The organism is Dactylosporangium sp. CA-139066 (assembly GCF_050936175.1).
GTDB lineage: Bacteria > Actinomycetota > Actinomycetes > Mycobacteriales > Micromonosporaceae > Dactylosporangium.
In genome coordinates this window covers 272,023-291,265 of sequence record NZ_JBNJNH010000001.1, presented here as the reverse complement: position 1 = coordinate 291,265, position 19,243 = coordinate 272,023, and the positions used below count along the sequence as shown (strand labels likewise).

The 19,243-nt window shown below is 72.3% G+C and carries 17 protein-coding genes; 10 read left to right on the top strand and 7 right to left on the bottom strand.

The features are described 5' to 3' along the window. Positions 1 to 14: 14 nt before the first annotated feature. The gene (locus ACQEVU_RS01360; RefSeq protein ID WP_433319251.1) at positions 15 to 941 is read left to right on the top strand and encodes a GGDEF domain-containing protein; all 927 of its coding nucleotides are present in this window, start codon (positions 15 to 17) and stop codon (positions 939 to 941) included. A gap of 233 nt (positions 942 to 1,174) precedes the next feature. Here the strand turns inward: ACQEVU_RS01360 and ACQEVU_RS01355 are convergent, their stop codons facing one another. Continuing rightward, positions 1,175 to 2,698 carry a putative bifunctional diguanylate cyclase/phosphodiesterase gene (locus ACQEVU_RS01355; RefSeq protein ID WP_433319249.1) on the bottom strand — a complete coding sequence of 508 codons (1,524 nt, stop codon included), beginning with the start codon at positions 2,696 to 2,698 and terminating at the stop codon, positions 1,175 to 1,177. Between the two features lie 186 nt (positions 2,699 to 2,884). On the opposite strand from ACQEVU_RS01355, the gene ACQEVU_RS01350 reads away from it, so the two are divergent. Then, positions 2,885 to 3,145 (top strand): hypothetical protein, encoded by a 261-nt coding sequence (locus ACQEVU_RS01350; RefSeq protein WP_433319247.1) that lies wholly within the window; start codon positions 2,885 to 2,887, stop codon positions 3,143 to 3,145. 300 nt (positions 3,146 to 3,445) lie between these two features. Here the strand turns inward: ACQEVU_RS01350 and ACQEVU_RS01345 are convergent, their stop codons facing one another. Beyond that, positions 3,446 to 3,664 (bottom strand): DUF7455 domain-containing protein, encoded by a 219-nt coding sequence (locus ACQEVU_RS01345; protein WP_433319244.1) that lies wholly within the window; start codon positions 3,662 to 3,664, stop codon positions 3,446 to 3,448. Positions 3,665 to 4,091: 427 nt separating this feature from the next. Here ACQEVU_RS01345 and ACQEVU_RS01340 point away from each other — a divergent pair, with 427 nt between their 5' ends. The 6 genes from ACQEVU_RS01340 (at position 4,092) to ACQEVU_RS01315 (ending at position 11,731) form a co-directional block, all read left to right on the top strand. Next, positions 4,092 to 5,726 carry a CBM96 family carbohydrate-binding protein gene (locus ACQEVU_RS01340; RefSeq protein WP_433319241.1) on the top strand — a complete coding sequence of 545 codons (1,635 nt, stop codon included), beginning with the start codon at positions 4,092 to 4,094 and terminating at the stop codon, positions 5,724 to 5,726. A 435-nt stretch (positions 5,727 to 6,161) separates the two neighbouring features. Beyond that, the gene (locus tag ACQEVU_RS01335) at positions 6,162 to 7,811 is read left to right on the top strand and encodes a S8 family serine peptidase (protein WP_433319239.1); all 1,650 of its coding nucleotides are present in this window, start codon (positions 6,162 to 6,164) and stop codon (positions 7,809 to 7,811) included. A gap of 132 nt (positions 7,812 to 7,943) precedes the next feature. Then, a complete protein-coding gene (locus tag ACQEVU_RS01330; protein ID WP_433319236.1) occupies positions 7,944 to 8,576 on the top strand; it encodes an SRPBCC family protein in 633 nt (210 codons plus the stop codon). A gap of 121 nt (positions 8,577 to 8,697) precedes the next feature. Further along, positions 8,698 to 9,072, top strand: coding sequence for a response regulator transcription factor (locus ACQEVU_RS01325; RefSeq protein ID WP_432978563.1), 375 nt, complete (start codon positions 8,698 to 8,700; stop codon positions 9,070 to 9,072). Then, entirely contained in the window at positions 9,069 to 10,226 is a 1,158-nt protein-coding gene (locus ACQEVU_RS01320) for a HEAT repeat domain-containing protein (RefSeq protein WP_433319233.1), read from the top strand. The genes ACQEVU_RS01325 and ACQEVU_RS01320 overlap by 4 nt, the downstream gene beginning before the upstream one ends. After that, positions 10,223 to 11,731 (top strand): glycosyltransferase family 2 protein, encoded by a 1,509-nt coding sequence (locus ACQEVU_RS01315; protein WP_433319230.1) that lies wholly within the window; start codon positions 10,223 to 10,225, stop codon positions 11,729 to 11,731. Before ACQEVU_RS01320 ends, ACQEVU_RS01315 begins: the two co-directional genes overlap by 4 nt. Here ACQEVU_RS01315 and ACQEVU_RS01310 read toward each other — a convergent pair. The 4 genes from ACQEVU_RS01310 to ACQEVU_RS01295 all read right to left on the bottom strand — a co-directional run bounded on the left by ACQEVU_RS01310 (position 11,691) and on the right by ACQEVU_RS01295 (position 16,889). Next, positions 11,691 to 13,364 (bottom strand): ATP-binding protein, encoded by a 1,674-nt coding sequence (locus ACQEVU_RS01310; protein WP_433319227.1) that lies wholly within the window; start codon positions 13,362 to 13,364, stop codon positions 11,691 to 11,693. The genes ACQEVU_RS01315 and ACQEVU_RS01310 overlap by 41 nt on opposite strands. 74 nt (positions 13,365 to 13,438) lie before the next feature. Beyond that, positions 13,439 to 14,167: a hydrolase gene (locus tag ACQEVU_RS01305; RefSeq protein WP_433319226.1), complete on the bottom strand. Its 729-nt coding sequence runs from the start codon at positions 14,165 to 14,167 to the stop codon at positions 13,439 to 13,441. A gap of 89 nt (positions 14,168 to 14,256) precedes the next feature. Beyond that, positions 14,257 to 14,964, bottom strand: coding sequence for a response regulator transcription factor (locus ACQEVU_RS01300; RefSeq protein ID WP_246655778.1), 708 nt, complete (start codon positions 14,962 to 14,964; stop codon positions 14,257 to 14,259). Further along, positions 14,961 to 16,889 (bottom strand): PAS domain-containing sensor histidine kinase, encoded by a 1,929-nt coding sequence (locus tag ACQEVU_RS01295; RefSeq protein WP_433319222.1) that lies wholly within the window; start codon positions 16,887 to 16,889, stop codon positions 14,961 to 14,963. The genes ACQEVU_RS01300 and ACQEVU_RS01295 overlap by 4 nt, the downstream gene beginning before the upstream one ends. A gap of 113 nt (positions 16,890 to 17,002) precedes the next feature. On the opposite strand from ACQEVU_RS01295, the gene ACQEVU_RS01290 reads away from it, so the two are divergent. Next, the gene (locus ACQEVU_RS01290; protein WP_433319219.1) at positions 17,003 to 18,016 is read left to right on the top strand and encodes a PAS domain-containing sensor histidine kinase; all 1,014 of its coding nucleotides are present in this window, start codon (positions 17,003 to 17,005) and stop codon (positions 18,014 to 18,016) included. 64 nt (positions 18,017 to 18,080) lie between these two features. On the opposite strand, the gene ACQEVU_RS01285 is transcribed toward ACQEVU_RS01290, so the two are convergent. Beyond that, on the bottom strand, positions 18,081 to 18,407 hold the full coding sequence (locus ACQEVU_RS01285) for an MmcQ/YjbR family DNA-binding protein (protein WP_433319216.1): 327 nt from the start codon (positions 18,405 to 18,407) through the stop codon (positions 18,081 to 18,083). 174 nt (positions 18,408 to 18,581) lie between these two features. Between ACQEVU_RS01285 and ACQEVU_RS01280 the strand changes: the two genes are divergently transcribed. Then, positions 18,582 to 19,217 (top strand): response regulator transcription factor, encoded by a 636-nt coding sequence (locus tag ACQEVU_RS01280; RefSeq protein WP_433319213.1) that lies wholly within the window; start codon positions 18,582 to 18,584, stop codon positions 19,215 to 19,217. Positions 19,218 to 19,243: the final 26 nt, after the last annotated feature.

Genomic DNA, 19,243 nt, shown 5'->3' with positions numbered 1-19,243 from the left:
CGGAACATAGTCACGTGAGCACGTTCAGTGACCAGAGGCCACGCTGGGCGATCTTCGCCGCGCGCGGGACGGACGGCGCCATCCTGGCCGTCGCCGCCGGCCTGCTGTGCCGCGTGCAGCCCATCGCCGGCCTCGCGGTCCTCGTCGTCGGCCTGTTCCTGCTGCTCAGCGGCGCTCGGCGGCATCCGGCCGAGGTCCGCGCCGGGCCGGCGTTCGCGCGCCTGGTCGCGCTGGCCGCCGCCGCACTGTTGCCGCCGTCGGTACTGCTGGTGCAGTACAACTCCGGCAAAACGCGCGACGTCCCGCTGATCGCCGTCGCGTGCGCCCTGCTGTTCCTGCTCGTGCTCGCGCGGGTGGCCGTCCTGGTCGCCGACCAGCACCGCCTCGCGGTGACCGATGCGCTGACCGGCCTCGCCACCCGCCGCGCCTTCGAGGACCGCCTCCGCGCGCCGCGACGCGACCGGACCTTCGGCGTCGTACTACTCGACATCGACCACTTCAAGCGCATCAACGACGCGTTCGGCCACCCGGCCGGCGACCGCGTGCTGCGCGAGGTCGCGGCCCGCCTGCGCGTCGCGGCCGGCCCGGGCGTGACCCTGGCCCGATACGGCGGCGAGGAGTTCGCGCTGCTCGCACCGGGCGCCGGCGCGGCCCGCACGGCCGAGCTGGCCGACCGTGTGCACGCGGCGGTCGGTGGCGAGCCGGTCGACCTGGGCCGCGGAGTTCGCCGCGCCGTCACGGTTTCCGTCGGTACGGCACTCCTGCCCGCCGACACCGCCGACCCCGACGAGCTGATCGTGCTGGCCGACCGGGCCCTCTACGCCGCCAAGCAGGCCGGCCGCGACCGCGTCGTGGCGACCGCGAGCCGGCGACCGACCGAGGCCGACGGCTGGCCGGCCCCGCTCCCCCGCCCGCGCCGCACCAAGCTCGAAGCGGCTTGAGTCAGCCCACCGAGACCGAACCCGACGCAGCCCAAAAGCAGGCCGCCGAAACCGAACCCGCGCCGCCCGGAAGCGGGCCGCCGACACCAAACCCGGCGCGGCCCGGAAGCGGGCCAACGGAAGCGGCAGGCCGCGACACCAAACCCGGCGCGGCCCGGAAGCGGGCCGCTCCCCCACGCCTGGGGCGCGAATGAGCCGAGACGACTGGCCAGCGGCGGCCCGAGCCGAGGACGCTACCCCGCCCGCGCCGCGCCGAGTTCCAGGCGGCCGGAGAGCAGCGGCTCGAGGGCGTCGGGCGGTACCGGACGGGAGAACAGGTAGCCCTGCGCGTGCTCGCAGCCCAGGGCGCGCAGCGTGGCGGCCTGCTCGGCCGTCTCGACGCCCTCGGCGACGGTCTGCAGCGACAGCCCGCCGGCCAGCTGCAAAATCGCGCGCATCAGCGTCGTGTCGACCGAGGTCGCGATGAACGTCCGGTCGATCTTCAGCACGTCGACGGGCAGATGCACCAGGTACGCCAGCGACGAGTACCCGGTGCCGAAGTCGTCGATCGCCACCCGCACCCCGTCGCCGCGCAGCACGTCGAGCCGGGCGGTGGACTCCGCGTCGGCGACCAGCGTGCTCTCCGTCACCTCCAGCACGAGCGCGGCCGCGGGCAGCCCGCCGGCCTCCAGCGCACCGCGCACCCGCTCGACGAAGTCCGGCTCGCGCAGCTGGTGTGCGGCGACGTTCACGGTGACGCTGACGCCGGCCCGCTCGTACCACTCCCGGGCCTGCACGCACGCCCGCCCGAGCACCCACCAGCCCAGCGGCACGATGAGCCCGGTGGCCTCGGCGACCGGGATGAACACGCCGGGCGGGATGAGCTCGCCGCCGGGCGGCCGCCACCGCAGCAGCGCCTCCACGGCCGTGACCCGCCCGTCGGCGAGGCGCACCACCGGCTGGTAGTGCAGCTCGAACTCACCGTCGCGCAGCGCGCGGCGCAACCCCACGGCCAGCTCGCGCTGCTGGTCGGCCGCGGTGCGCAGCCCCGCCTCGAACCACACGATCCGGTCCTTGCCGCCGCCCTTGGCCGCCTCCAGCGCCAGGTCGGCGTCGCGCAGCACCTCCGCGGACGTCGCCTCCGCCCCCGCCGCGACCACGCCCGCACTGCCGGTCAGGTACACCGAGCGCCCCTGCACCTGGTACGCCGGCCGCAGCGCCGCCAGCGCCCGCTCGGCCGCATCGCGCGGCGCCGCACCGCGCCACACGGCGGCGAACTCGTCGTCGCCCGGCCGGGCAAGCAGGTCGGCGTCGGGCAGCGCGGCCCGCAGCCGCCCGGCGACCTGCACCAACAGCCGGTCGCCGGCCTCGTGCCCGAGGTCGTCGTTGATCTCCTTGAACCCGTCCAGGTCCAGCAGCATCACCGTCGCCCCCGGCCCGATGTCGGCCAGCCGGGCGGTCAGCAGCGCCCGGTTGGCCAGGCCCGTCACGGGGTCGCGGATGGCGCTCTCGTGCAGCGCCCGCTCGAGCCCGCGGCGCCGGGCCGAGGAGCGGGCCAGCGACCGCGCCAGCCGCCGCGACCGCCGCCGTAGCAGCGCCAGGGCGACCCCGGCGGCCACCAGCGCCGTCCCGCCGGCCAGGACGGACGAGAATTCCCTGATCATCGCCGGTACCGCGGCCAGAAACGCCGCCCCCGACACGAAAACGGCGACGAGCAGCGCCCCCTCGCGACCCGCCAGCCCGGGCCGCCGCGGACGAGGGCTCGGCTTGCGACGCACACAAAGATGCTATCCGGCATATATCCGATTTTTTACGACTTAACGGACAACACGCGGTCGACCGCCACAACACCGGCTCGGGGCGACCCCGGTCGGGTCGTTGACGCGACGTACAGCGTACGTCTAACGTGGACGGCGTACGGCATACGTCGAGCCGTACGCCGTACGTGTCGGGGAGGTTCGCAAATGTCCGACGTCCACACCGGGGGCGGCCTGCTGCACCGGCTCACGCACAAGATCCCGGGGGTCCCGCCCCACACCGGCCAGCCGCGCGGCCACCAGGGCCGGTCCCCGCGCCTACGTGACCACCCACCGCGCCGGCAGGCCACGTCACCGCACCTCACGGGGCGGTCGCCATCCCTCAACCACTCGGCCGGGCGCCGACCGCGGGTGCTGGTCGGCTGGCAGCGCCGTATCGCCGCACTCTTCGGCCACGACCTGCCATGACCGAGGCCGGTTCGACAGCGGCCCGCTCAACCGGAAGTAATGAACGACCACACACGCCCGCGTGCCCGCCACTGGCCGCGGCGGACAACTCGGCCCTGTCGGTCCGGACGGGCCTTCACTGGCGGGGCCGGCTGGTCGAACTCATCCTGCCGGCACTGTTCCCCCTGATCGAAGGCCGGCAACGCTCCTCGAACCAGGCGTGTTCAGGACCGACCGCCTGACGGACGCGATCCACCCGGAAAAGCAGCGTGGCGCCACGGCATGATGCCGCGGCGCCACGTTCGCTTTTGTCTGGACGGCTCAGCCGCGCCAGTCGAAGCCCGACTCGACGACGACCTTGTCCGCCGTCGCGGCGATCCGGTCCGCAAACCGGTTCGCGTGGTGGCCGCAGAAGGACAGCTCGCCGGCCGTACCGAACGTCACGGTCAGCTTCGCCGCAGCACCACAGCTGTCGCAGCGCTCGCCCACGAGCTCGGGGACGACGTGAACGGCCGGGCGCGAGATCAGCATCGGGGTCATCTCAGTCTCCTCGAATCGTAACGATGGGCTGCTGTCTGAAATGTGGCATTTCCGGGTGTTGCGGCTTACCGGACCAACATTACGTTCGCCGGAAATGAGCGCCTAGTTCGTAAGCGTTGGCATTCGGTCACCGGTCGGTTGCCGGAACCGACCGTTCGTCTGATGCATCACGGACGCGATTCACATACCCGACCGGCAACGTTTCGACACCAGGCCACCCGGCGGGCGGCAGACCGGCGGCCGAGCGCGGGCCACGCGGCACACGTCCACAGTGGACAGACTCCCCGGAAGGCGGACACCCGAACGGCAACTTGCGGCGAACCGGGGGTGTACCTCGCCATCGCGAATCTTGTGGACGTCCGGATGACAACGCCGGCCGGCAAGACCGCTCACAGGATCGCGACACCCACGGAAGGGTTCTGAATAGATGATTCGCCGCTACGCCCGCACATTGATGCCGATCGCCGTGCTCGCCATCGGTGCCGGAATGGGCACCGCCGTCTACAGCGGCAGCGCCGCTGCGGAGACGACCGACGTCGTGCGCTCGGGCGCCGCGGACGACACCTACAGCTCGAGCAGCCGCCCGTCGTACAACTTCGGCTCCTCCACCACCCTCGTCGCCGGCCGCCAGGGCGGGGACACGATGATCGGCTTCCTGAAGTTCACCGTCGCCAACCCGGGCGCCGGCGCCACCGTCAAGAGCGCCAAGGTCACGCTGACCCGCGAGTCGAAGGCCCTGCCCGGCTCCATCTCGCTCAGCCGCGTGGCCGACACGACGTGGACCGAGAAGTCGCTGACGGCCAAGAACGACCCGGCGGTCGGCGCCGTCATCGCCACCGCGAAGCCCAGCTCGAGCGCGACGTCGGTCTCCTTCGACGTGAGCTCCGTGGTCAAGGGCGCCGGGACGTACACCTTCGCGGTCACCTCGAAGGTGTCGAACAGCCCGGCGCGGTTCCGCTCGGCCGAGGCCGCGACCGGGGCGCCCGCCCTGGACGTGACCGTCGCGCGCGCCGCCACCACCAAGCCGACCGAGAGCAGCCCGGCCCCGAGCGGCCCCGCGACGACCCCGAGCGGCCCGGCCACCACGCCGAGCAGCCCGGCCACCACGCCGGCGGACCCCGGCACCTGCACCGCCGGCGCGAAGCTGGTCCCGACCTGCGGCGTGCTGTGGGGCGCGGCGGCCGGCGGCTTCTCCGACGTGCCGCGCGACGAGGCGCTCAAGACGTTCGAGGCCAAGTCCGGCCGGACCTCGACGATCTACCACACGTACCACAAGGGTGACGAGCTCTTCCCGACCAAGGCCGAGATCGCCATGACCAACGACCCGGCGCACCCGCGCACGCTGATGCTGAACTGGAAGGTCGGCTACGGCACCAAGTGGGCCAACGTCGCCCGCGGCGACGAGGACGCGCGCATCGACCGGCTCGCCACGTACATCAAGGCCAACTTCAACAAGCCGTTCTTCATGGTGCTGCACCACGAGCCGGAGAACGACGTCAACCCGGCCGCCGGCTCGGGGCAGACCGCCAAGGACTTCGCGGCGATGTTCCGCCACACCGCGCTGCGCCTGAAGGCCGACGGGGTCACCAACGCCGTGTTCGTCGTGGCCTACATGAACTACGAGAAGTGGAACAACACCTCGTGGTGGGGCGACATGTACCCGGGCGACGACGTCGTGGACTGGGTCGGCGTGGACACCTACAACAACGCGCAGCCGGGCGGTTTCCACTACGGCGACTTCAACTACATGATGAACCGCACCAACAGCGCGAGCTTCCCCGGCTTCTACAACTGGGCCACGACGAAGCACCCGAGCAAGCCCATCATGGTCGCCGAGTGGGGCGTGTACGACTCGTCGCCGACGGTCGTGGGCAAGAACAAGGCCGACGTGTACGCCACGGTCCTGCCGCAGCTGGCGAAGATGCCCCAGATCAAGGGTCTGGTGTACTTCGAGACCGCGCACGACCAGAGCGGTCACGACATCCGCATCGACGACACCCCCGAGGCGCTGGCCGGCTTCAAGAAGATCGCCGCCGATCCGCGATTCAACGTCAAGCTCTGATTCCCGGTTCCCCCCGGTGAGCGAAGGCCGTCTGGACTGCCGTCCAGGCGGCCTTCGCCATATGCAAGACCGGCGAAGGCAGGAACGCCGCCCGTCGGGCGAAAAATCCGACATGTCGGGATGCGCCAGCATCCTGACATGTCGGCCAAAGCCCTCGGAGTCCCGGAAACGGGCAGAGCCGAACAGCCCCGAGGTCGGCCGAGCGGCAAGCACAAATTCGGGTGCGGCGAAATCGCAAAACCGTTTGGCAACCGAGCGTGACGCAAGGGGCTGAGCGCGAAACGGAATGCCGGCAACCGGGCTGCTCCCGGCGGGGTCCCGCGAGCGCCACCCGCGCACCGCAATCTTATTTCAGCAAGGAAATGCAATAACGAATCACGGCAGGTCACCAATGACGCTACGAATGCCGGCTAACCGTAAAGGGATGCAGACATAATGACGAAGAACATCGCCCGTCGCGCCATTACCGGAATCTTCTTCGGCGCCGCCGCCACGGCCGCCACCGCCTTCACCTTCGCCGGTGCCGCCGCGGCCGCGCCGGCCGAGGGCGCCGTGCAGGGAACGGACGCCGCCGGCGCGCTCAAGGACCAGTACATCGTGGTCATGAAGGACGGCACGACGACCACCTCGGACGCGCTCGCCGACAAGGTCGGCGGCAAGGTCGAGGACCGGTTCAGCAGCGCGGTGCGCGGTTTCTCCGGGCACATGAGCGCCACCGCCGCCCGCCGCCTCGCCGCCGACCCGGCCGTCGCCTACGTCGAGCAGGACCGCAAGGTCTCGATCGAGTCGTCGCAGACCGGCGCCACCTGGGGCATCGACCGCATCGACCAGGCGGCGCTGCCGCTCAACGGGACCTACACGTACGGGCCGGCGAGCAACGTCACGGCGTACATCATCGACACGGGCGTCCGCCTGACCCACAGCGAGTTCGGCGGCCGGGCCCGCTCCGGCTACGACTTCGTCGACAACGACGCGGACGCGAGCGACTGCCAGGGCCACGGCACCCACGTCGCCGGCACCGTCGGCGGCAAGACCTACGGCGTGGCCAAGGACGTCAAGATCGTGGCCGTGCGCGTGCTCGACTGCTCCGGCAGCGGCTCCTACTCGCAGATCATCGCCGGCGTCGACTGGGTCACCAAGAACGCGGTGAAGCCGGCCGTGGCCAACATGAGCCTCGGCGGCTCGGCGGGCGTCACGCTCGACAACGCGGTGAAGAAGTCGATCGCGTCCGGCGTGACCTACGCGGTCGCCGGCGGCAACGACTCCGCCAACGCCTGCACCAAGTCCCCGGCGCGCCTGCCGGAGGCGATCACCGTCGGCGCGACCGACAACACCGACGCCCGCGCGAGCTACTCGAACTTCGGCACCTGCATCGACATCTTCGCCCCGGGCTCGAACATCACCTCGAGCTCCAACTCCTCCAACACCGCCACCCAGCGGATGAGCGGCACCTCGATGGCGACCCCGCACGTGGCCGGCGCCGCGGCGCTGTACCTGGCCGCGCACCCGACGGCCACCCCGCAGCAGGTGCGTGACGCGCTCGTCGCGGCCGCCACCAACGGCGCGGTGAAGAACGCGGGCAGCGGCTCGCCGAACAAGCTGCTGTACACCGCGACGCTCGGCAACGGCGGCACCGAGACGCCGGCCACGCCGACGACCCCGCCGACGACCCCGGCCGACCCCACGACCCCGGCCGACCCGACCACGCCGGCCAACCCCACCACGCCGGCCACCCCGGCCGCCTGCACCGTGACCAGCACCGCCAAGGTCTCGATCCCGGACCCGGGCACCGCCGCCAGCCGGCTCGTGGTCGCCGGCTGCGCCGGCGCCGGCTCGAAGACGGCCGGCATCAAGGTCACGATCAACCACCGGGACCGCGGCGACCTGCGCGTCGACCTGATCGCGCCGGACGGCACCGACTACAAGGTGAAGAGCTCGACCTCCGGTGACGACAACGCGTTCGCCACGGCCACGTTCAAGGTCGACCTGTCCAGCGAGGTCCGCAACGGCACCTGGACCCTGCAGGTCAAGGACGTGTTCGCGGGCGACGCGGGCACCCTGACCGGCTGGACGCTCAGCCTCTGAATCGCCGCATGACCGAAGGCCCCCGCCGAGCCCGGCGGGGGCCTTTCATGTTTTCCACGAATCACCCTCAATCGGGGCGAATCAGACGTACGGTGTGGGCATCTACCAGCTGAGACGGCAAGGGGGACCACCATGAGCACCGCCAGAGAGTCGATCGAGGTGGCCGTACCGGTGGCGGTCGCCTACGAGCAGCTGACCCACTTCGAGAACTACTCGCAGTTCATGTCCGGCATCATGAGCCTGGCGCCGATCGACGCCTCGACCGCGCACATGGTCCTCGACATCGGCGGCAACCGGGCCGAGTTCGACGCCCGGATCACCGAGACCCGCACGGACGAGTTCCTGTGCTGGGAGGCGATGGACGGCCCGCAGGTCATCGAGGCGCTGCGCCTGGAGCCGATGGCCGACGACATGACCCGCGTGATCGCCGAGCTGCAGATCGACGCCCGCGAGCTGATGCCGAGCGAGCAGCACGCCGCGGAGGTCCTCAACCGCCGGCTGAAGTCCGACCTCAAGGGCTTCAAGCGGTTCTGCGAGGAGGCGGCGGCCAAGGCGGCGGAGGCCGAGGAGCCGGCCGAGGAGAAGGCCGAGAAGAAGCCCCGCCCGAGCGTGGCGAGCATCGCCCGCGGCATCGCGTCGGCCTCCGGGCTCACGCACCCCTCCAACGAGCGGCCCGTCCAGCCCGCGCCGCCGAACGGCAACCTGGGGCCGATGCAGCACGCCGACGACCACAGCGCGCGCCTGCGTCAGCAGCACGACCTGTAACGACACCGTCCAAGCGGGGCGCCGGCCGGACGGCCGGCGCCCTTTTGCCATCCGGCGGATCTCCGGCAAAAAGCCGCATATGCTGAAAATCCGGCAACGGTTGAGAGGAGCGGGCCGACCTATGACCGCGATCCTGGTCGCCGACGACGACATGGACATCAGGGACCTCGTCGCCTTCAAGCTGGAGCAGGCGGGCTACGACGTGGTGGCCGTCGACAACGGCCTCGCCGCGCTGACCGCGGCCACCGAGAACCCGCCGGACCTGGTGGTCCTGGACGTCATGATGCCCGGCATGTCGGGCATCGACGTGTGCCGCCAGCTGCGCCAGGAACAGGGCACGAAGGCCCTGCCGATCATCCTGCTCACCGCGCGCGCCCAGGAGGGCGACGTCGAGGTCGGCTTCGGGGCCGGCGCCGACGACTACATCGTCAAACCGTTCAGCCCGCGGGAGTTGGTGAGCCGGGTCGAGGCGGTCCTGGCCCGCATGCGCACGTGACGCTCGCCGGCGCCGCCCTGGTGGCGTTGTTCTTCGTGCTGTTCGCCGCGCTCGTCCTGGCCGGCCTCATCGTCGGGGGGCGGACCGCGCGCCGCGCCCGCGAGGCCCGGCGCGCCCGCCTGGCCAGGCCCGCCCGCCAGCTGCTGCTGGCCATCGCCGCCGGCGACGACGACCCCGCACAGGTCGACGAGCTGGTCGGGCTGCCCGAGGAGGTCTGGCTCGCCGTCGAGCCCAACGCCGTCGCGCTGCTGGGCAAGGTCCGCGGCGAGGCGCACGCCACGCTCGTGGACGTCTTCGAGCGCCGCGGCGCCGCCTGGCGGGCCCGCAGCCAACTCAAGCGGCGCGACCCGGTGGCCCGGGCGACGGCCGCCGAGGTGCTGGGCAACCTCGGGCGCAAGGACGCGCTGCTGCCGCTGTGCGACCTGCTCAGCGACCCCGACCCGGACGTGCGCGTGGTCGCCGCCCGCTCGCTCGGGCGCATCGGCGACGCCGGCGCGACCCAGCCGCTGCTCGCCACGCTGCCCAGCCGCCGCCCGGTGCCGGCGCACGTGGTGGCGACCGCGCTCACCCGGCTCGGCACCTCCGCGCAGAACGCGCTGCTGGCCGCGCTGGACGACCCGCGCACGCCGGTGCGCGCGACCGCGGCGGAGGTGCTCGGGCTCATCGGCGCGGTGGGTGCGACCGTGCGGGTGGAGAGCGCCCTGCGGGCCGACCCGGCCGTCGAGGTCCGGGTCAGCGCGGCGCGCAGCCTCGGCCGGCTCGGCACCCGCACGGCCCTGGCGCCGCTGCTGGACGCGCTGGAGGAGGACCGGCCGCCGGTACTGCGGGCCGAGGCCGCCCGCGCGCTGGGCGAGCTCGGCGCGGTGACCGCGGCGCCGGCGCTGTCGGCGCTGCTGGCCGACCCGGACTACGCGGTCGCCCACAACGCCGCGCGCTCCCTGCTCCGGCTGGGCAACGCCGGCCGGGCCGCGCTGGTGGCCGCCGAGCACCGCGCGCACGTGCGCCCCCGCCACAGCGCCGAGCCCGACGCCGGCCCGGACCCGGAGGTGCTGCTCAGCGCCGCCCACGCCCGCGAGGCACTCGCCGCCGCCGAGTTGGACGACCACCGCAAGCAGACCCTCGCGGGGGCACAGCAGCGCGCTGAGGTCCCATGACGGCCGAAATTATTCGGGACGTCCTGCGGGTCACGGACGTCTTCATCCTCACGTACTTCCTGCTCATCAACAGCAGCTACCTGGTGCTCATCGTGCTGGCCGGCCGCGAGTTCGTGCACCATCTGCGGCGGGTCCCCTTCGCCGGGCACGAGGAGACGTACCGCAGCCCGCTCACCCAGCCCGTCTCGGTGCTCGTCCCGGCGTACAACGAATCGGCCGGCATCGTGCAGTCGGTCCAGGCGATGCTGGCCCTGCGCTACCCGGTCTTCGAGGTCATCGTCATCGACGACGGCTCCGACGACGACACCTTCGAGCGGCTGCAGGAGGAGTTCGGGCTCGTCGAGGTCCCCCGCGTGGTGCCCGACGCCACCCCGACCCGCGGCGGCATCGTCTCCATCCACGTGCCCCGCGACCGGCCCGACCCGCTCGTGGTGGTGCGCAAGGAGAACGGCGGCAAGACCGACGCGCTCAACACCGGCATCAACGTCGCGCAGTACCCGTTGGTGTGCATGGTCGACGCCGACTCCATCCTCGACCCGCAGGCGCTGCTGTCCGTCGCCAAGCCGTTCTCCGACGACCCGGTGCGGACTGTCGCCTCCGGCGGCGTCATCCGGGTCGCGAACGGCTGCACCGTCGTGGCCGGCCGCATCGTCGACGTCCGCATGCCGCGCACGTGGCTGCCCCGCGTGCAGGTCGTCGAGTACCTGCGGGCGTTCCTGCTCGGGCGCACCGGCTGGTCGCGCATCGGCGGGCTGCTCATCATCTCCGGCGCGTTCGGCATCTTCCGCCGCGACCTGCTCGTCGAGGTCGGCGGCCTGGCCCACGACTGCATCGGCGAGGACGCGGAGCTCGTGGTGCGCCTGCACCGGCACCTGCGCCGGCAGAAGCGCGACTATCGGATCGTCTTCGTCGCCGAACCGGTGTCCTGGAGCGAGGCGCCGAGCACGCTCAAGGTTCTCGGCAAGCAGCGCCGCCGATGGCACCGCGGCATCACCGAGATCCTCAGCAAGCACCGCGGGATGATCGCGAACCCGCGGTACGGCCGGATCGGGCTCGTCGCGATGCCCTACTACGTGCTGTTCGAGCTGCTGGCCCCGGTGATCGAGCTGGCCGGCGTGGTACTGGTGCCGCTCGGGCTCTACGTCGGCGCGGTCGACGCCGGCTTCGCGCTCGTGTTCGTCTCGGTCGCCTACGGCTACGCGCTGCTGCTGAACCTCATCGCGCTCACCGTCGAGGAGTACTCGTTCCACCGTTACCACCGGTGGACGGACCTGGTCGCCTCGGTGCTCGCCTCGATCCTGGAGAACGTCGGCTACCGCCAGCTGACCGCGCTGTGGCGGACCATGGGCATGTGGTCGGCGATCCGGGGCGGCAAGCACGTGTGGGGCGAGATGACGCGGACGGGCTTCCAGACGGTACAGACGCAGCCCTTCGAACCGGCACCGGAGCCGCCGGCGGCGACGGCTAGAGCCAGACCGGACGCTCCCGCGGGATCCGGATCGTGAACGTGGTGCCGTGCCCGACGAGGCTCTCCACCGAGATCTCCCCGCCGTGACCCTCCACAATGGTCTTGGTGATCGCCAGGCCGAGGCCCGCGCCCTGCACCGCCTCGCGGACCGCGAACGTGCCGCGGAAGAACCGGGTGAACAGCTGCGGCTGCTCGTCGGGGTCGATGCCGACGCCGTTGTCGCGGACCCTGATCTCCACCCGCTCGCCGTCGATGCGCGCGTCGAGCTCGACCAGGCCGCCGTCCGGCGTGAAGTTGACGCCGTTGATGAGCAGGTTGGACAGCGCCCGCTGCAGCTGCTCGGGGTCGGCCTCGACCGTGCCGAGCCGGCCCTCCACGCTGAGCACCAGGCGGTGCCCGCGCCGCTTGGCCCGCGGCTCGACGGCGGCGCAGGCGGCGCTGAGCACCTCGTGCAGGTCGGTGGCGCGCAGGTCCAGGTCGAAGACGCCGGCCTCGACCTTGGAGATGGTGAGCATGTCCTCGATGAGGGCGCGCAGCCGGTCGGAGTTGCGGCCGATCACGCCGAGCATGCGCATCTGGGCCGGGGTCAGCGGCCCCGCGTCGCCGGAGGTCAGCACCTCGAGGTGGCCGATGACGTTCGTCAGCGGCGTGCGGAACTCGTGCGACACCGTCGCCACGAAGTCGCTCTTGGCCACGTCGAGCTCGCGCAGCCGGGACACCGCCTCGCGCTCGTGCTCGTACGCGTGGCGCAGCGCGTCCTCGGTGCGCTTGCGGTCGGTGATGTCGTGCACGAACGCGTTGAACGTCCAGCCCATCATCGGGTCCTGGACGGCCCACACGGCCAGTTCCACCGGGAACTCGTAGCCGTTGGCGTGCCACGCGGTGATCTCGATGCGGTTGTCGAGGACCCGCTTCTCCCCCGTCGTCAGGAAGCGCCCGACGCCGAGGTGGTGCGCCTCGCGGTACTGCGGGGGCACGATCGTGTCGGCCAGCCGCCGCCCGATCGCCTCCTCCTTGGACAGCCCGAAGACCTTCTCCGCGGCCGCGTTCCAGGAGGTGATCATTCCGCTGTCGTCCATGGCCACGAACGCCTCGACGCAGCTGTCGAGGATCCGCTCCAGCCGCTGCGAGCCGAACAGCAGCGCCTGCCGGGCCGCCATGCGGTCCGCGACCCGGCCGAGCTGGATGCCGACGTCGGCCATGATCTCCAGCAGCCCGGCGTCGGGCTCGGCCGGCGCGCGGGTGAAGAACTCCAGCACCGCGGCGACGACGCCGCGGCCGGTGATGGGGAAGGCGATCGCCGCGCCGACCCCGGCGACGCTGGGCCGCACGAACGAGGTCTCGTGGGCGACGTCGGCGATCCACTGCGGCCGGCCGGTCTTCGCCGCGCGCCCCACGACCCCGGCGCCGTACGGGAAGCGCACGTCCTCGCTGGCCTTGCGCAGCTCGGCGAACTCGCCGGGTACGTCCTCGTGCCACACATCGGTGGAGACGAACGTGCGGCGGTCGCGCTCGTCGGGCAGGCACAGGTGCCCCACCGGCCAGCCGGTCGCCGCGCAGACCGCGTTGATCACCGGCAGCCCGGCGTCGCGGATGTCGTCGGCTTCGTTCGCGATCCGCGTCGCCTCCTGCAACAGGGAGACGAGCACGAGTTCGCGATCCTTCGGCACAACTTGATCCTAAATGCCGGACCCGCCGCAATTAGCCGATTTCGGGCTAACCACGGCGGGTCCGATGCGGGTGCTCAGGCGGCGGCGGGCGAGTGCTGGACGGCGTCGGCGATCTCGCGGACGTACCGGTAATGGCCGACCTCGCCGGCCCGCACGGCGTCGCTCGCCGCGGCCAGCCGGACGCCCTGCTCGATGCAGGCCTGGACCAGCCGGAGCCCCGGCAGGCGGTGCCGCTCGCTGATCTCCACGACGGTGCCGTTGACCCGGCACGCCTCGACGAGCTCGGCGATGGCCGTGTCGGGCACGGCCGACTCCTCGATGCCGGCGCGGATCAGGAAGTCCAGCGGCCGGGCCAGGCGGGTCGGCGCGTAGCGGGAGACGCGCTCGACGGCCAGCCCGGTGACGGTGACGACCTGGTCGACAACGTCGAGGGCGCGCATGGCGCCGGCGTCGATCTGGGTCCGGACCGCGTCGGGGCTGAGCAGGCCGGCCGGCAGCGGCAGCCGGTTGAACCCGACCGAGATGACCTCGAGCCCGCTCAGGTCCGACGGGAACGCGAGCCACCCGTCGATGCCGATCGCCTCGACCTCCACGCCGCGGCGCAGGACCAGGTCGGTGCGCTGCTGGGCCCGCTGGATCGACGAGAGGTACGGCGGCAGCCAGCTGGTGTCCGGCCCGACCCGGTCGGCGAACGTGAGCTCCGTCAGGCCGGCCTGCTCGGCCGCGGCGACGAGCACGCTGACGCTGTCGCGGCCGGACGAGAACGCGGTGTGGACGTGACCGTCGGCGGAGAGGTCGATCATGTACGACTCATTTCGTGGGCGGTGGGTGACAGCTACAAGGTTGATCCGAGCGAGTCGCCGGTCCCGTTCCCGCCCGGGTGCGGGTGGGTTTACTCAGCCCGGTCCATGACCGGACGGCGGTAGCGGTAGCCGAAGCCGCGCACCGACTCGATCGGCGAGGCGTCCGGATCGGTCCAGCCGAGCTTGCGCCGCAGCCGCAGCACCGCGAACTTCACGCGCTCCGGGCCGATGCCGGTCGGGTCGTCCCACGCCTGGGCCAGCAGCTGGTTGGGCGACAGCACCGCGCCGGCGTGGCGGACCAGGACGTTGAGGAGCCGGAACTCCGTCGGGGTCAGGCGCACCTCGTCGCCGGCCACGAACGTGCGGCGGGCGGCCGGGTCGATGCGCAGGACGCCGTCGTCGTACACCTCGTCCGCCCACGATGCCGGCCCGGCGCTGCGCCGCAGCAGCGCCTCGACCCGGGCGACGAGCTCGGCGTTGGTGAACGGCTTGGTGAGGTAGTCGTCGGCGCCGCCGCGCAGGCCGCGGACCTTGTCCGACTCCTGGCCGTGCGCCGTGAGCAGCAGCACGGGCACGTCGCTCACGTCGCGCAGCCGCTCCAGGACCTGCCAGCCGTCCATGCCGGGCAGGCCGATGTCCAGGATCACCAGCTCGGGGCGCTCGGTGTACGCGTCGCGGAGGCCGGTGCGGCCGTCCTTGGCGTGTGCGACCTGATGCCCGGCGCGCGTGAGGAGCAGGCGCAGTGCCATGGCGATATCAGGATCGTCCTCGACGACGAGAAGTCGGCTCACGATCATCCCCCATTCCGTGCCGGTCGCGTGGGCAACGACAGCGTGACCGTCGTGCCGACCCCTTCAGTGCTGGCGACGCTGATGCTGCCGCCGTGTAACTCGACGATGGCCCGGCTGACGACCAGCCCGAGCCCCGTCCCGGGCATGACCTGCCGCCCGACCGCCGCGGTCACGTTGGAGCCGCGGAAAAACGCGCTGAACAGCCGCGGCAGGTCCGCCGCGGGGATGCCGACGCCGGAGTCGGCGACCGACACCGACCAGCCCTCGTCCTCCGGGCCGGGCCAGGCCTTGACCGCCACCCGCCCGCCGCTCGGCGTGAACTTCACCGCGTTGCTCACGAGGTTGTCGACGACCTGGTGCACGCGGGTGTCGTCGCAGACGATCTCCGGGCCTTCGTCGCACTCCAGGCTCAGGTCGATGCCGGCCGCCCGTGCCGCCGGCAGCCGCTCGGCCACCGCGACGCCGAGCAGGTCGGGCAGGCGGGTCGGGATCGGCTTGAGCTGCAGGGTGCGCGCCTCCAGGCGGGACAGCAGCAGCAGGTCCTCGATGAGGCGCAGCAGGCGGTTGGCGTTACGGTCGATGACGGAGAGGTACGTGCGCTGGTCCTCCGACAGCTCGCCGCTGGTGCTGTCGCCGAGCAGGTGCGAGAACGCCACCACCGAGGACAGCGGGCCGCGCAGCTCGTGCGAGACGCTGGCGATGAACTCGTTGTTGAGCGCGGTCGCCTCCACCAGCGCCTGGTTGCGCTCCTCCAGGCCCCGGCTGCGCTCCTCCAGGCCGCGCCGCACGGCGACGCGGGCGGTCACGTCGCGCAGGTGGATGAGCGTGCCGCCGTCGGCCGACCCGCCCAGGCGGGTCGGTGCGGTGACCGGCACGAGGTCGAGCTCGAGCACCCGGCCGTCCTCGAAGCACAGCTCCTCGCCGACGACGGCGCGGCGGGAGCGGAAGCCGGCGCGCAGCCGGTCGACCCGGAACGCCTCCGGGCCGAGCCGGGCGATGGTGCGCTCGATGACCGCGGCCCAGTCCAGCGGCTCGGCGTCGTCGGGGTCGTGCTCCGGGCTGACGTCGAGCACGCCGGTGTCGAGCAGCCGGTGCGCGGCCCGGTTGGCCAGGCACACGTGGCCCTGGTCGTCGAGCATGAGCAGCCCGTCGTCCATGGTCTCGACGAGCCGGGCGAGGCGCTGCTGCTCGATGCGGGCGGTGCGCTCGGCGTCGCGCTGCGCGGTGACGTCGAGGCCGAAGAAGACGACGGCACCGACGTCGGCGTCGTCGACGAAGCTGCGCGCGGCGACCTCGATGGTTCTCCACCGGCCGTTGACGGTGCACACGCGCAGGTCGGTCGCCCGCTCGGGCTGGCGACCGGCGCAGCAGGCCAGGAACAGGGCCACGGCCGCGGGCCGGTCGTCGGGGTGCACGATGTCGAGCAGGCGGAAGTCGGGCGGGCGGTGCCGGTCGTAGCCGAGCACCGTGCTGAACGAGTCCGACAGCGCGCTCCAGCCGCGGCCCGGCTCGACGCTGACGATTATCGCGCGGGCGCCGGCGGTGATGGCCCACGCCAGCGGCGAGCCCTGCATCGGCGGCGGGGACACCGCGCGGCACGGCTGGCCGAGCGCCCGGTCCGCCGCGGCGGCGATCTCGGAGGCGGCGGCGAGCAGCTCGGTCCGGGCCGGCGCGGCGCTGAACTCGACCCGCAGCTCCTGGCCCCACTGGGCGGGCCCGACGGGCAGCCGGTCGAGCAGGTCGAGCTCGCCCACGGCCGGGGCCAGCGCCGGCACGATGTCGGCCGAGCGCACGCCGGAGAAGCCGCGGAGCTCGGCAACGAGCCGTAGCGCGTCCACCACGGTGGCCGCGTTCGCCGCACGCACCACCAGGTCGACCACGGCACCCTCGATCAGGCCGGTGTCGACCAGGCGGTCGGTCTCTCCACGCAAAGCACTCCTCGCCGGCAGCGTCCGCGGCATTTGTCGCTTACTGTCGGTACGCCCGTATTCTACGCAATGTAATGACATGTCCTGTAACGTTTCCGGAGGACGAGCGGGGCTGCATGAACGACGAACGGGCCGGCCCGCCGGCCGAGATCGCGATCGACGAGCGCGGGGTCATCCGTGCCTGGCCGCCCGCGGCGACGGATCTGTTTGGCTACGAACGATCCCGCGCGCTGGGCGCCGAGTTCGCCGAGCTGCTGTTGCCGCCGCGGCTGCGGGGCACCGAGCTGCCCGAGGGCGTGGAGCTCGACGTGCCGCTGCTGCACCGCGACGGCCGCGAGGTGCGCACCGCGCTGCGGCGCTGCCCCGGCGCCGTCGCCCTCCGCCCGCTGGCGCACCGCTCGCCGCCCGATGCCGAGCTTTACCTGCGCGCCACCGCGGACCCGGACCTGCCCGAGCGGCACCGGCTGCTGACCGAGCTGTCGCAGCTGCGCACCGAGTTCATCCGGGTTGCCTCGCACGAGCTGCGCACCCCGCTGACCTCGATCGTCACGTTCGCCACGATGCTCGAGGCGGGCGACGACGCGATCGCGCTGGAGCCGGAGGACCGCCAGGCCGCGCTCGGGGTGATCCGGCGCAACGCCGAGCGCATGCAGGTGCTGGTCGCCGACCTGCTGCTGCTCACGCGCCTGGAGACGGCGGAGGCGCCGCTGGACCTGGCCCCGCTGCGGCTGGACGAGCTGCTGGATTTTCCGGGTGTACCGCTGGATGCCGGCCCCGGCCCCGACCTGCCGGGCGATCGGGAGCTGCTGCACGAGCTCTTCCACACCGCCGTACAGGTCGCCGCGATCGTCGGGCCGCCCGCCGTCGCCGCCCGGTTCGCGAACGGGCGCTGGAGCGTCGTGGTGTCCGTCGCGTCCGAGGCCGGGCTCACCGCCGAACGGCTGCTGTCGATGCGCATCCCGCATCCGCAGCGGCCGGAGGAGTACCGGACGGGCGCCCTGGCCCTGATGCTCGGGCGGGAGATCGCCGCGCGGCACGGAGGCACGATGATCACCTCCGTCGACCGCCCGGGCGTCACCGTCCGGATCACGCTCCCCTGCACCTTCGCCGACCTACCGTCGGCGCGATGAGCAGCAGTGCCTCGATCATCGACGAGACCCCGGGCGGCGGTACCACCGTGCGCGTCACGCTGCCTCAGGCGACGGTCGCGTAGGCCGCCTCGATCAGCTCCTCCACGTCGTCCCAGTCGGCGGCGCGCAGGTCCACGCCGATCCAGCCCCGGTGTCCGACGTAGGGCGGCCGGAAGTACACCCGCGGATCCTGGGCGATCAGGAGCTCCTGCACGCCCTCCGGCGCCGCGCACCACAGGTGCGGGAACTGGTTCTGGTGGTGCCCGTCCGGCCACACCTGCACGAACGCCTTGCGCCCGCGCTTGAACAGCGGGGTGCCATGGCTGACATGCTCGCTCACGCCCGGCATCGCCAGGCAGATCTCACGGACCCGGGTCACCACGTCGGACACGAACTCCACCCTAAATGGGGACGGTGTCCACCGGTGTCCGATTGTCGTGCGGTGCAGCACGGGTGCGGACGAGCGCAGGTCCATTGCAGCACCTTCCCGGCCCGCGCTGCCCCTTGCGACGCTGGTCAGGCAAACGGAAAACGCCTGGCCACGCCACCTTTAGGGAGCCCTTTGATGACGATCCGACTGGTCGCCGTCGACGAACACGTCCTTCTCCGGCTCGGACTCAACCGCGTCGTGGCCACGGTTCCCGACATCACGCTCGTCGGCGAGGCCGGCAGCGCCGCCGACGCCGAGCGCGTCGTGGCCGAGACCGGCGCCAACGTCGTGACGATCGACGCGTCGCTGGCCGACACCGACGGGATCACGCTGGCCCGCCGGCTGCGCGCCACCAGCCCCGACCTGGGCGTGGTACTGCTGAGCGCGGTGAGCGACGACAACCTGCTGTACCGGGCGCTGGACGCCGGGCTCTCGGCGTACGTCACGAAGGCCGCCCCGATCTCCTCGGTGCTCGCCGCCATCCGCCACGCCGCCGTCGCGCCGCACTCGTTCACCGCGCCCGGGCTGTCCTCCGCGCTGTCGCGGCGGCGCGGCCAGACCGGCCTGCTGAGCCAGCGGGAGCAGGAGGTGCTGTCGCTGATGCGCGACGGGCTGAGCCTGCCGACGATCGCGCAGCGCCTCGCCGTGTCCGAGGCGACGGTGAAGACCTACGTCTCGCGGCTGTACAGCAAGCTGCGGGTCAACAACCGCTCGCAGGCCCTGATGGCCGCGGTCAATCAGGGCCTGCTCGTGTCGGTCGACGCCGCCTGAGCGGTACTCGGTCAGGCTGGGCCCAA

Coding starts and splice junctions, on each gene's coding strand:
- ACQEVU_RS01350 (WP_433319247.1), top strand. CDS start 2,885: ATGTCCGACGTCCACACCGGGGGCGGCCTGCTGCACCGGCTCACGCAC.
- ACQEVU_RS01325 (WP_432978563.1), top strand. CDS start 8,698: ATGACCGCGATCCTGGTCGCCGACGACGACATGGACATCAGGGACCTC.
- ACQEVU_RS01345 (WP_433319244.1), bottom strand. CDS start 3,664: ATGACCCCGATGCTGATCTCGCGCCCGGCCGTTCACGTCGTCCCCGAG.
- ACQEVU_RS01290 (WP_433319219.1), top strand. CDS start 17,003: ATGAACGACGAACGGGCCGGCCCGCCGGCCGAGATCGCGATCGACGAG.
- ACQEVU_RS01340 (WP_433319241.1), top strand. CDS start 4,092: ATGATTCGCCGCTACGCCCGCACATTGATGCCGATCGCCGTGCTCGCC.
- ACQEVU_RS01300 (WP_246655778.1), bottom strand. CDS start 14,964: ATGATCGTGAGCCGACTTCTCGTCGTCGAGGACGATCCTGATATCGCC.
- ACQEVU_RS01330 (WP_433319236.1), top strand. CDS start 7,944: ATGAGCACCGCCAGAGAGTCGATCGAGGTGGCCGTACCGGTGGCGGTC.
- ACQEVU_RS01280 (WP_433319213.1), top strand. CDS start 18,582: ATGACGATCCGACTGGTCGCCGTCGACGAACACGTCCTTCTCCGGCTC.
- ACQEVU_RS01315 (WP_433319230.1), top strand. CDS start 10,223: ATGACGGCCGAAATTATTCGGGACGTCCTGCGGGTCACGGACGTCTTC.
- ACQEVU_RS01335 (WP_433319239.1), top strand. CDS start 6,162: ATGACGAAGAACATCGCCCGTCGCGCCATTACCGGAATCTTCTTCGGC.
- ACQEVU_RS01305 (WP_433319226.1), bottom strand. CDS start 14,167: ATGATCGACCTCTCCGCCGACGGTCACGTCCACACCGCGTTCTCGTCC.